12 protein-coding genes are annotated in these 12091 nt (G+C 69.3%); 7 read left to right on the top strand and 5 right to left on the bottom strand.

The genetic code is table 11. The annotated features are described in order from the left end of the window. Window positions 1-54 precede the first annotated feature (54 nt). On the bottom strand, window positions 55-978 hold the full coding sequence (locus OG700_RS31155; protein WP_405619383.1) for an SCO1860 family LAETG-anchored protein: 924 nt from the start codon (window positions 976-978) through the stop codon (window positions 55-57). A 370-nt stretch (window positions 979-1348) separates the two neighbouring features. Further along, window positions 1349-2440 carry an amidohydrolase family protein gene (locus OG700_RS31150; protein WP_405622109.1) on the bottom strand — a complete coding sequence of 364 codons (1092 nt, stop codon included), beginning with the start codon at window positions 2438-2440 and terminating at the stop codon, window positions 1349-1351. Between the two features lie 146 nt (window positions 2441-2586). Between OG700_RS31150 and OG700_RS31145 the strand changes: the two genes are divergently transcribed. From OG700_RS31145 to thpD, 5 genes are all read left to right on the top strand, one after another. Then, the gene (locus OG700_RS31145; protein ID WP_405619381.1) at window positions 2587-3699 is read left to right on the top strand and encodes a pyridoxal-phosphate-dependent aminotransferase family protein; all 1113 of its coding nucleotides are present in this window, start codon (window positions 2587-2589) and stop codon (window positions 3697-3699) included. A gap of 324 nt (window positions 3700-4023) precedes the next feature. Further along, the gene (ectA, locus tag OG700_RS31140) at window positions 4024-4590 is read left to right on the top strand and encodes a diaminobutyrate acetyltransferase (RefSeq protein ID WP_405619379.1); all 567 of its coding nucleotides are present in this window, start codon (window positions 4024-4026) and stop codon (window positions 4588-4590) included. Window positions 4591-4645: 55 nt separating this feature from the next. Further along, on the top strand, window positions 4646-5914 hold the full coding sequence (gene ectB / locus OG700_RS31135) for a diaminobutyrate--2-oxoglutarate transaminase (protein WP_405619377.1): 1269 nt from the start codon (window positions 4646-4648) through the stop codon (window positions 5912-5914). Between the two features lie 94 nt (window positions 5915-6008). Continuing rightward, window positions 6009-6407, top strand: a complete 399-nt coding sequence (locus OG700_RS31130) for an ectoine synthase (protein WP_405619375.1) — start codon at window positions 6009-6011, stop codon at window positions 6405-6407. A gap of 6 nt (window positions 6408-6413) precedes the next feature. Next, on the top strand, window positions 6414-7310 hold the full coding sequence (gene thpD, locus OG700_RS31125) for an ectoine hydroxylase (protein WP_405619373.1): 897 nt from the start codon (window positions 6414-6416) through the stop codon (window positions 7308-7310). A gap of 152 nt (window positions 7311-7462) precedes the next feature. Here the strand turns inward: thpD and OG700_RS31120 are convergent, their stop codons facing one another. From OG700_RS31120 to OG700_RS31110, 3 genes are all read right to left on the bottom strand, one after another. Then, complete coding sequence (locus tag OG700_RS31120) at window positions 7463-8521, bottom strand: aminotransferase class V-fold PLP-dependent enzyme (protein ID WP_405619371.1); 1059 nt, start codon at window positions 8519-8521, stop codon at window positions 7463-7465. Between the two features lie 69 nt (window positions 8522-8590). Then, window positions 8591-9244 carry a DsbA family oxidoreductase gene (locus OG700_RS31115; RefSeq protein ID WP_405619369.1) on the bottom strand — a complete coding sequence of 218 codons (654 nt, stop codon included), beginning with the start codon at window positions 9242-9244 and terminating at the stop codon, window positions 8591-8593. 124 nt (window positions 9245-9368) lie between these two features. After that, complete coding sequence (locus OG700_RS31110) at window positions 9369-10646, bottom strand: helix-turn-helix domain-containing protein (protein WP_405619367.1); 1278 nt, start codon at window positions 10644-10646, stop codon at window positions 9369-9371. A gap of 272 nt (window positions 10647-10918) precedes the next feature. Between OG700_RS31110 and OG700_RS31105 the strand changes: the two genes are divergently transcribed. Both OG700_RS31105 and OG700_RS31100 read left to right on the top strand, forming a co-directional pair. After that, complete coding sequence (locus OG700_RS31105) at window positions 10919-11119, top strand: hypothetical protein (RefSeq protein ID WP_405619365.1); 201 nt, start codon at window positions 10919-10921, stop codon at window positions 11117-11119. Window positions 11120-11150: 31 nt separating this feature from the next. Continuing rightward, window positions 11151-12050 (top strand): radical SAM protein, encoded by a 900-nt coding sequence (locus OG700_RS31100; RefSeq protein ID WP_405619363.1) that lies wholly within the window; start codon window positions 11151-11153, stop codon window positions 12048-12050. The last annotated feature ends 41 nt before the right edge of the window (window positions 12051-12091 follow it).

Here is a 12091-nt window from a genome sequence, read left to right as displayed (position 1 = left end):
GGCACCGGACGGGCTCGACAGGCCCGTCCGGCGCCTGAGGGCGCGTCCGCCCCGTCAGCTCCTGCCGCGCGCCCGCACCAGCACCAGCGCGCCGCCGCCCGCGGCGAGCAGCAGCACGGCGCCACCGGCCAGATACGGCGTCGTGGAACTGCCGCCCGTCTCGGCCAGGTTCTCGGCCACCGGCTCGGTCGCGGTCTGCGGCACGACGCCCTCCTTCTCCGGTTCCGGCCGCTCCTGCTTCGCCGGTACGGCGGGCGCCTCGCAGGTCGCCTCGGCGAGGGTGAGGGTGCCCTGGACGTCGGCGACGTTCAGCTTGAGCGGATTGACCGCGACCCGCAGTTCCAGCGCGGTGGCGGCGGCCGTACGGGACGTGGTCCGCGTGTTCGACAGGTCGAGCGTGACCTCGCCGACGCCCGGCACCTCGACCCGGGTCGGCCCGCCGGCGGAGAGCGTGACCTTCTTACCGAGGACGGTCACGGTGCCGAGCAGGTTGGATTCGGCGACCGGCTTCTCGCCCGCCTCGCAGACCGCCCTGGAGGTGACTTCCCGCACCTCGATGAGCGAGAGCAACGGCAGCCCCGGCACATGGACCTTGGCGTCGGCGATGTTGGAGTACCCCTCGGCCTTGTGCTCGTCGACGGTGGCCCGCGCGGTGGCGACGTCGGCGCGCAGCACGGTGAACGGCCTGCCCTGGTCGACCCCGTCGAGTTCGACGGTCAGCGCGGTCTTGTCGGCGTCGGCCGGCGCCCGCACCTCGTTGAGCGCCGCCCGCAGCGGCACCTCGACCGACTTGTTGAGCAGGGACACGTCGAGGCCGGTCCGCAGAACGACCGCGCTCGCCTTGCCCTTTCCGGTGGCTCCGGTTCCTCCGGTGGCCTGCGCCGGGGCGGCGAGCACGACGGGCCCGGCGACCAGGGCCGCCGCAGCGGCCAGTGCGGCGGAACGGCGCGCGGGCATGCGGAAGACATTGCTGTTCAAGATGGTGGAACCCCCACAGAGATCGGACGTCGCCGACCGGCCGGCACGGGGACACGTGAGCGGCGGTGGCGACCGAGACACCGGAATCTTTACGCACCGAGAGTGAACTGGTGGATACCTGGGGTGAGTTCACTCCAAAGTGAGGTTTCCGTGTCCGCGTTCGAATCAGCGGGTACGGGCGTTCCTGCCGGCCACCCGCACGGGGGGTGTGTGGTCGCGCAGACGCCCGTTCCAGCAGGCGCACGATGGGCGTACGGCCCATGCCGCACCGTCAACGCGACGCCCCGCCACGCCCGACCCGCCACGCCCGACCCGCCGCGCCAGAACAGGCGCACCGAACCGGCGGGCCGAACCGGCGGGCCGCCGAACCTCAGCTCACCACCCGCCCGTTCAGCACGATCCGCCGCGGCGCCGCCAGCACCCGCACATCCACCCTCGGGTCCTCGTCGAACACCACCAGGTCGGCCGGAGCGCCCTCCTCAAGGCCCGGACGGCCCAGCCAGGCCCGCGCGGTCCACGCGGTCGCCGCCAGGGCCTCCAGCGGCGGAATACCGGCTTTCACCAACTCCGCGACCTCGTCGGCCACCAGACCGTGCGCCAGGGAGCCGCCCGCGTCGGTGCCGACGAAGACCGGGACACCCGCGTCGTACGCGTTGCGGACCGTGTCGTAGCGGCGCTCGTGCAGTCGCCGCATATGGGCCGACCAGCGCGGGTACTTGGTCTCGCCGCCGGCGGCGAGGGCCGGGAAGGTGGCGATGTTGACCAGCGTCGGGACGATCGCGACGCCGCGCTCGGCGAAGAGCGGGATCAACTCGTCGGTGAGGCCCGTCGCGTGCTCGACACAGTCGATCCCGGCCTCGACCAGATCGCGCAGCGCGACGTCCGCGAAGCAGTGCGCCGTCACCCGGGCGCCGAGCCGGTGCGCCTCGGCGATCGCCGCCTCGACCTCGCCGCGCGGCCAGCACGCGGTCAGATCCCCCGCCTCGCGGTCGATCCAGTCGCCGACGAGCTTGACCCAGCCGTCGCCGCGCCGGGCCTCCTGGGCGACGAAGGCGACGAGGTCGCCCGGCTCGATCTCGTGGGCGAAGTTACGGATGTAGCGGCGGGTGCGCGCGATGTGCCGGCCGGCCCTGATGATCTTCGGCAGATCGTCGCGGCCGTCGATCCAGCGGGTGTCGGACGGCGATCCCGCGTCGCGCAGGAGCAGCGTGCCGGCCTCCCGGTCCGCGAGCGCCTGCTTCTCGCTCGTCGCCTCGTCCACCGGGCCGTGGGTGTCCAGGCCGACATGGCAGTGGGCGTCGACCAGGCCGGGCACGGCCCAGCCGTGGACCGTACGGACGTCACGCGCGCCGGAGGGACGCGTGTAGCTCGTTCGCCCGTCCACGACCCACAGCTCGTCCCTGACATCGTCGGGACCGACGAGCACCCGCCCCTTCACATGCAGCACCGCGTGATCACTCATGGGACTCATGGGCGGAACTTTACGAGGCGCTGAGTACCCTCGACGAGGGGTGTCCGAACACCGTTCGAAACGGCCTGAACACCCCGCACCCACCCCGTGCACCCGACCCACCACCCGGCCGAACGACCCGAAGAGAGCACACCGCCGTGACCCACCCGCTGCTGGACCTCGCCCCCCTCACCCCCGCCCACTTCGCGGCCGTCGAGCGACAGGTCGCCGCCCTGCTCGACACCGAGCAGGACGTGGTGATCACCCAGGGTGAGGCGCTGCTTCCTCTGGAGGGCTGCGTCCGCGGCGGCGCCCGCGCCGGTTCGACCGCGCTGAACGTCGTCACCGGTCCGTACGGCCAGACCTTCGGCAACTGGCTTCGCGACTGCGGCGCCACGGTCGTCGACCTGGAGGTCCCCTTCCACGCCGCGGCGACCGCCGAGCAGGTCGAGCGGGCGCTGGCGGCGCACCCGGAGATCGACTTCGTGTCGCTGGTCCACGCGGAGGCGGCCACCGGCAACACCAACCCGGTGGCCGAGATCGGCGAGGCCGTCCGCGCCCACGGGGCCCTGTTCATGCTGGACGCCGTCGCGTCCGTGGCGGCCGAGCCGCTGCTCCCCGACGCCTGGGGTGTCGACCTGTGCGTGATCGGCGCGCAGAAGGCCATGGGCGGCCCCGCCGGGGTCTCCGCCGTGTCGGTGAGCGCCCGCGCGTGGGAGCGGATGGCGGCGAACCCGGGGGCGCCGCGCCGCTCGTACCTCTCGCTCCTCGACTGGAAGGAGCGCTGGATCGACACCGGCCGCACCGCCCTGCCGCACGCCCCCGCCCAGCTGGAGATGCTGGCCCTGCGGGCGTGCCTGGAGCGCATCGAGGCCGAGGGGCTCGTCACCCGGATGGCGGCGCACGCGGCGGCCGCGGCGGCCACCCGCGCGGGCGCGCTCGCGCTCGGCGGCGGTCTTGAGCCGTACGTGTACTCCTCACGGGACGCGGCGCCGGTGGCCACCACGCTGCGCACCCCCGCCGGGGTGGACGCCGCCGGGCTGGTCGCCGAGGCCCTGGCCGCCGATCCCTCGCTGCCACTGATCGCCGGGGGCGGGGCGCTGTCCAAGGAGATGATCCGGGTCAACCACTACGGCTCCGCCGCCACCCTCGGCGCGGTGCGGTCCTCACTCGCCGCGCTGGGTGCCGCGCTCGCCGGGGCCGGTGCGGACGTGGATCTCGCGGCGGCCGAGAGGGCAGTGTCCGACAGCCGGCCCTTCGACGCATCCTGAAATCAACGGAAGCATTAATTCGAGAATACGGGAATGTATTGCGCGGAGCGCAGCTTCCCGTATTCGTCTGCCCGCTTTTCCTGATCCTAAACACCAAGATTTCAACAACGGCAACGGTGCAATTCCGGGGCAGGTCGAGAGCGTTACGCATATGTGACCGAGTACACAAGCGTGCCCGTCTTGCCCTAGATTTTCCGGCCAAATCAGCCCAGATCGCCGCTGCGTCGCGGCGGCGCACACGCCCGCGTGATAACACAGATCAGGTCGGCGCCCAACCCCTGCTGACGATGCGATTTCAGAATTAGCTCGGTAAATTCAATAGACATGACTGCCGCCCAAGCAGACCTTGCAGGTGTCCGAAGCGAATTCACGCGATCCTTCAGGATCGACGCCCCACGAGTGGAGGACGGAGCCGCGATCTGGCGCATCGCCCGCGACTCCGAGGTACTGGACCTGAACTCCTCGTACAGCTATCTGCTGTGGTGTCGTGACTTCGCCGCGACCTCGGTCGTGGCCCGCGCCACCGGCGGCGACGCCGACGGCCCCGACGCCGACGGGGCTCCCGTCGCCTTCGTCACGGGCTACATCAGGCCCGAGTGCCCCGAGGCCCTGGTCGTCTGGCAGGTGGCCGTCGACCGCGCCCACCGCGGCAAGGGTCTCGCCGGCACCCTGCTCGACGCACTCACCCGGCGGGTCACCGAGGAGCAGGGGATCACCTCTGTCGAGACGACCGTCACGCCCGACAACACCGCGTCGGACCGTATGTTCCACGCCTACTCCGAGCGTCATGGCGCGACCCTGGAGCGCGAGGTGCTCTTCGACGGCGGACTCTTCCCCGACGGAGCGCACCAGCCCGAGGTGCTGTACCGGATCGGCCCGCTCACAACCTGAGCGCCCCGTTCCGCCTCTCCCTCTCCCTTCCACACCTCTTCGGCAGGAGACCCCTGTGACCATCACCCCGCCCGCCCTGAGTGTTTTCGAGACGCTTGAATCCGAAGTACGCAGCTACTGCCGCGGCTGGCCGGCCGTGTTCGACCGTGCGCAGGGCAGCCGTCTCACCGACGAGGACGGCCACAGTTACCTGGACTTCTTCGCCGGCGCCGGTTCGCTCAACTACGGGCACAACAACCCCGTACTCAAACGCGCCCTGATCGACTACATCGAGCGCGACGGCATCACCCACGGCCTGGACATGGCCACCACCGCGAAACGCGCCTTCCTGGAGTCGTTCCAGAATGTGGTGCTGCGCCCCCGTGACCTGCCGTACAAGGTGATGTTCCCCGGCCCGACGGGCACCAACGCCGTCGAGTCGGCCCTCAAGCTGGCCCGCAAGGTGAAGAACCGCGAGTCGATCGTGTCCTTCACGAACGCCTTCCACGGCATGTCGCTGGGCTCGCTCGCCGTCACCGGCAACGCCTTCAAGCGGGCCGGAGCCGGCATCCCGCTGGTCCACGGCACGCCGATGCCGTTCGACAACTACTTCGACGGCCAGGTCCCGGACTTCCTGTGGTTCGAGCGGCTGCTCGGCGACCAGGGCTCCGGGCTCAACAAGCCCGCGGCCGTCATTGTCGAGACGGTGCAGGGCGAGGGCGGTATCAACGTCGCCCGTGCCGAGTGGCTGCGGGCGCTCGCCGCGCTGTGCGAGCGCCAGGACATGCTGCTGATCGTCGACGACATCCAGATGGGCTGCGGGCGCACCGGCGGGTTCTTCTCCTTCGAGGAGGCCGGCATCACCCCCGACATCGTCACGCTGTCGAAGTCCATCAGCGGCTACGGCCTGCCGATGGCGCTGACGCTCTTCAAGCCGGAGCTGGACATCTGGGAGCCCGGCGAGCACAACGGCACGTTCCGCGGCAACAACCCGGCCTTCGTGACGGCCGCCGCCGCGCTGAACACCTACTGGGCCGACGGCCAGATGGAGAAGCAGACCCTGGCGCGCGGCGAGCAGGTCGAGCGCGCGCTGCTGGCCATCGTCGACGAGTGCGAGCCCGACAGTGTGAGCTTCCGTGGCCGCGGCCTGGTCTGGGGTATGGAGTTCCAGGACAAGCCGCGCGCCGGCGCCATCTGCCGCCGCGCCTTCGAACTGGGTCTGCTGCTGGAGACCTCGGGCCCGGAGAGCGAGGTCGTGAAGCTGCTGCCGGCGCTGACCGTCACGCCGGAGGAACTGGACGAGGGCCTGCGCACCCTGGCCCGCGCCGTACGCGAGACCGCCTGATCCTGTCGGTGCCCCCTGGGGCGCGGGTCTGACCCGCGCCCCAGGGGGCACCCTCGGAGAGACAACACCGCACCACAGAAGGGTCCTAATCACCGTGATCGTCCGATCGTTCAAGGACATCGAGAACACCGACCGCCATGTGAAGTCCGCGTCGGGCACCTGGGAGAGCAAGCGCATCGTGCTCGCCAAGGAGAAGGTCGGCTTCTCCCTTCACGAGACCGTGCTCTACGCGGGCACCGAGACGTCGATGTGGTACGCGAACCACATCGAGGCCGTGCTGTGCGTGGAGGGCGAGGCCGAACTCACCGACGACGACACCGGCGAGACCCACTGGATCGCGCCCGGCACGATGTATCTGCTCAACGGCCACGAGAAGCACACGCTCAGGCCGAAGACCGACTTCCGCTGTGTATGCGTCTTCAACCCGCCGGTGACCGGGCGGGAGGACCATGACGAGAACGGCGTTTACCCGCTGCTGACCGAGGAGGGCTGAACCACCATGACCACCGCCCCTGCACGCACCGACCTGTACCCGACCCGAGGCGTGGGTGAGGTGACCACCCCGCGTCAGGACCCCGTCGTCTGGTCACCGCCCGGCACCCCGGGCCCCGTCGCCCCGGCCGATCTCCAAGGCCTGGAGCGGGACGGGTTCCTCACCGTCGACCAGCTGATCGGTCCCGACGAGGTGTCGCTCTACCGCGCCGAACTCGACCGGCTGATCTCCGACCCGGCGGTACGGGCCGACGAGCGCTCGGTGATCGAGCCCAAGTCGCAGGACGTACGGTCGGTGTTCGAGGTCCACAAGATCAGCGAGATCTTCGCCGGTCTGGTGCGCGACGAGCGTGTGGTGGGGCGGGCGCGGCAGATCCTCGGCTCGGACGTGTACGTCCACCAGTCCCGTATCAACGTGAAGCCGGGCTTCGGTGCCTCGGGCTTCTACTGGCACTCGGACTTCGAGACGTGGCACGCCGAGGACGGTCTGCCGAACATGCGGACCGTCTCCGTGTCGATCGCGCTGACCGAGAACTACGACACCAACGGCGGCCTGATGATCATGCCCGGGTCGCACAAGACCTTCCTGGGCTGCGCGGGCGAGACGCCGAAGGACAACTACAAGCAGTCGCTGAAGATGCAGGACGCCGGGACGCCGTCGGACGAGGCGCTCACCGGCTTCGCCGAGCAGCACGGCATCAAGCTCTTCACGGGCAAGGCCGGCGCGGCGACCTGGTTCGACTGCAACTGCATGCACGGCTCGGGTGACAACATCACCCCGTTCCCGCGCAGCAACGTCTTCATCGTCTTCAACAGCGTGGAGAACGCGGCGGTCGAGCCGTTCGCGGCTCCCTCCCCGCGGCCCTCGTTCATCGGCTCCAGGGACTTCACTCCGGTCCGCTGAGGACGTCGTACGTAAGGAGGCGCAACCCGGTCGCGACGACCGGGTTGCGCCTGTCCTCAGTCGCCGGACGGCTGCGTGTGCAGCCCGTCCGGCGACTGAGGACGAACCGGCCCACCGGACGGACCACCCGGTGAACCCTTCCGGTCACGGCACTACCCCGCGAGGACGTCCAGCGCGCGGTCCACGTCCGCCGTGGAGTTGTACAGGTGGAAGGCGGCGCGCAGATTGCCCGCGCGGACCGCCACCACCACCCCCGCCTTCGCGAGCGCGTCCTGCCGGTCGCCGAGCCCCGCGACGGCGACGATCGCCGACCCGTCCGTGTGCCCGGTGCCGGCCGGCTCGTGGCCGATCTCGCGCAGCCCCGCCCGGAAGCGCGCGGCGAGCGCGGTGTTGTGGGCGTGGATCGTCTCGATACCGATCTCCTCCAGGAGCGGGAGGGACCGTTCGGCGCCGTGGTAGGAGAGGAAGGGCACCGGCTGGTCGAACCGCCGCGCGGAGGCGGCCAGTTCCTCGACCGGGCCGTACGTGCTCGCCCACATGTCCTCGCCCGCGACCCAGCCCGCGAGCATCGGCACCAGGCTCTCCTGCGCGTCCTCACCCACGGTGAGGAAGGAGGTCCCGCGCGGCGAGAGCAGGAACTTGTAGCCGCCGGTGACCGTGTAGTCGTACGCCCCCGCGTCGATCGGCAGCCAGCCCGCCGCCTGCGTGGCGTCGAGCAGCGTACGGGCGCCGTGGGCCGCCGCCGCCGCCCGTACGCCCGCGAGATCGGCCGTGCGGCCGTCGCTCGACTGCACGGCGGAGAACGCCACCAGCGCGGTCTCCGGCCGCACTTCGTCGGCCAGCGACCGGAGCGGCACGTACCGCGGCCTGAGATCACCGCGCACCGCGAAGGGGGTGACGACGGAGCTGAACTCCCCCTCGGGCAGCAGGACTTCACTGCCCGGCGGCAGGTTGGCCGCGATCAGTCCGACGTGTACCGCCACCGCCGTGCCCACGGCGACCCGCGCGGCGGGGACCTGGACGAGCCGGGCGAACGAGGCGCGGGCCGCCTCGATCACGTCGAAGTCGCCCGCCCCGTCCGGCCGCCCGGTCGCGCTGCTATCGGCCAGCGCCCGCACCGCCTCGACGGTCCGGCGCGGCAGCAGACCGCAGGTCGCGGTGTTCAGATATGTCGTCTCCGGCACGAACTCGGCGCCACCCAAAGTATCCATGCCCTCACCCTGGGACTCACACCTCTCATAGTCAAGCACGCTATTTTTACGGGTATACCCAAGCGATCCTTATGAATGGCCGCCGGCCTGCGGAACCTCGCAGGAACCGTCGGCGTCACAGGCCGCGCCCTCTCCGACGGGCGTGAGCACACGGCCCTGCCACGCCTGCTCCAGCGCCTGGGTGAAGACCTCGGCCGGCTGACCGCCCGAGACGCCGTAGCGCCGGTCGAGTACGAAGAAGGGCACACCGGTCGCGCCGAGCTCCGCCGCCTCCCGCTCGTCGGCCCGCACCTCGTCGGCGTACGCGCCGTCGTCCGCGAGGACCGCACGCGACTCGGCCTCGTCCAGACCGGCCTCCACCGCGAGATCGACCAGCGTCTCCAGGTCGAAGACCGAGCGCTCCTCGGCGAAGTTCGCCCGGCAGACGAGATCCAGCAACACGCCCTGCCGACCGCGCGCCCTGGCCAGCCGCAGCAGCCGGTGGATGTCGAAGGTGCTGCCGTGATCCCGGTCCCCGACCTGGTAGCCGAGCCCTTCGGAGCGCGCGTGCGAGGCGACCCGCTCCTCCATGGCGAGCGCTTCCTCCCGGGACCGGCCGAACTTGGCGGCGAGCATGTCGACCACGGGAGCGGCGTCACCCTTGGCATGCCCGGGATCAAGCTCGAAGGACCGGTGCACCCCCTCGACGTCGCCCCGGTGGGCGGCAGACCTGGTGCAAGGCATTCGGAACATGCTGTGTGCTGCGGCGCTGCGAGAGGGACCAATGGGGATTGACCATAGGGTCTCCAGGCTGCCGGATGCTCAGCGAGTAGGGCAGCAACTTCCGGCACGGAAAGCCCCGTACCGGCTACCAGGAAGGGCAGCAGGTATGGGGCCAGCGGGCGCGGGAATTCGCCGTGGGGTCATCCGTCTCGGAAACCTGTGAGCGAGTGGAATGCTTAGATTCCGCGTTTTCGTCGTACTCCTGCAACCGACCGAGAATGACCCGCACCCGCTCAGCCACTCTTTCTGACGGTGTGTCAGATGCCAAGGAGAAGACCCGCTCGGCTACGCCTGCCGCCTCTTCTGGCTCGTTTGCGTCAGCCAGCGCCACGGCCAGCCAAGAGAGGTACAGAGCCATTTCCCGGGTATGGGTGGCGTCATATCGGCCAAGGACTTCCCGGAGCAACGGCACAGCGCGTAAGGGTCGGTGAAGCTCCGTGTAGACCCGGGATTCCATAACCTGGAGTTCGCCAGCGTCGACCCAATAGAGGTAGGCGGGTGATTCCGTACCGTCACTGTCTTCGCTGAGAGCTTGCCCGGCTTCCCCCAGCGCGCGCATGGCCTGTTGCCCGTTCTCCGTCCCCCCGGCTTTCGTGTGAGCCCACGCCACACGGTCCAAGTACAGCGCGCGGGCTTTTGGGGGCGCTTCGGCTTGTGAGTCCCGGAACGCCGCCTGGGCCAAGATGAGCCCTTCGGCTTCCCGCCCGGTATTGCTCATCTGGTAGGCCAGCGAGCCGGCGAGATTCCCGGAAAGGGTGTGGTCTTCTGCCTGCCGTGCGGCGCTGATTCCCAGCCGGTAAATGCGCTCTGCCTCTTCATACTGCCCGGCATCACTCCCAACCCACCCGGCAATCTGCGCCAACTCCCCAATCTGTCTGAGGAGTTGGCGCCCCACTTCGCCCGTGTAGGTGTTCTCTCGGTACAGCTTCACCGTGCGCCGAAGGTCCCGGAGCGCCGGACGGATTAGGTCTCCACCTGCCAGCACGTCATCAGCCAGCCTGAGCCCGTGTACCCGCTGCTGCAGTTCGTCCACGGTGCCCATTCCGACCCGTCGCCCTGTACGGCCTTCCAGTGGGCTCAGCGGGTCCTCTTCGGGCAGGAAGTCAGCCAGGGTCGGCAAAGGGGGCTCGGCGGGCGTCTGGGGGGTGTTGAGGGCATCCACGGTCACGCCCAGTGCGGCAGCGAGGAACGGCAGCCATTCACGAGGCGTGCGCTTGCCTGTCTCCCAGCGGCTGACCTCTTGTCGTCCGACTGGTTCGCCGGTTACTCGCGCTGCCTGGCAGACCTCCCGCGCAAGGCGTGCCTGACTCCACCCTCGCTCTTCGCGGAGTTGGCGGATGTTGGCCCCGATGCTGCTCCCCATGCGTCCATTCTGGCTGACAGTTGGCCTACACGGGGCCGCTAGTCGGTGATCAATTCCGGGCAGACGCTGTTCTGTATGACCGAGCCGACGAGACACCACAGCGCGCCGGTTGACCTCCCGGACCGGTCGGGCCAGTTGGAACCGACCCCGGCAGAAGGCTGCGCGGGTTGCGAAGAACTTGCACGAGTGCGTGACAGGGCGCGAACGGGTGGCGACATGACCACCGTTTGTGACTGCAACGTCCTCATGGCCCGCCACCCGGAGGGGCACGAGTGATCACCGAAAAGGATGTAGGCCAGCGAGTCGAGGACGGGGCGGGCAGGGTCGGCATTCTGCGTGACGTGATCAAGGACTACGAAGACCCGGCCGAACTTCCCGGAGAGCGACAGAAGCGTCATGCAGCCTTCCTGTCACCCGAAGGTGGCGGGCTCGAATGGATTGTCTCGCCTGCCAGCGTCGCGCTTATCCCCTGAATCGAAACTCCACACCTGCAAGGAGTCCGTCATGAGCGCTGCCCAAAACTCTCTCAGGTTCGCGTGGTTGGAGGTCACGGGGTTATGCAATGAGTTCTGTGATCACTGCTATGCGGACTCCTCGCCCAAGGGAACGCACGGCACCATGACCGTAGAAGACTGGTTGCGCGTCATCGATCAACTCGCTGAAATCGGCACGCTGGACGTTCAGTTCATCGGTGGGGAACCGACCCTGTACCCGAACCTTCCGGCGCTGATCCGGTACGCGCACGGCTCCGGGCTGTCCGTCGAAGTCTTCTCGAACATGACCCGCATTCGGGATGAGCTGTGGGAGACGTTCAGGGACTGTGGGGTCAAACTCGCAACGTCGTACTACTCCGACACGGCGGAGGATCACGACCAGGTGACCAGGCTCCGGGGCTCTCACCGGAAGACCCGGGCGAACGTGGAGAAGGCGCTGAGCCTCAATATCCCGCTTCGCGGCGGGGTCGTGGCGGTCCGGGAAGGTCAGCGCGCCCAAGAGGCGGCACGGGACCTTGCGGCGCTCGGCGTGGTCACGGTGGGCGGAGACCGGACCCGGGCATTCGGAAGGGCCAGCAAGGGCGCGGCACCGACGATCAGCGACCTGTGCGGGCACTGCGCTCACGAGAAATGTGCAATCGGTCCTACCGGCGACGTGTGGCCGTGCGTACTCGGCAGGTTCCTCAACATCGGGAACGTGCAGGATTCGCCGCTTCCCGAAATCTGGGGCGGCTTGCGCATGGGTGAAGTGCTGGCCGATATCAGGGTCGTACACGGAGCAGGAGCGCAGTCCTGCACCCCGCCTCAGTTCCTGCCCATGTGCGGCCCGTGCGGTCCGTGCGTTCCCTCGGTCGGACACTGTGACCCCAGGGAGGCAGACAGCGCCACTACGATCGGTTCACCGGCTTAATTCGCTGCGATCATTGGGAGCGCGTGCATGGACGATCACGG

This window comes from Streptomyces sp. NBC_01508 (genome assembly GCF_045040315.1).
Lineage (GTDB): Bacteria > Actinomycetota > Actinomycetes > Streptomycetales > Streptomycetaceae > Streptomyces.
Note: the sequence above shows the minus strand (reverse complement) of the source record. Positions and strands in the feature narration are given on the sequence as shown.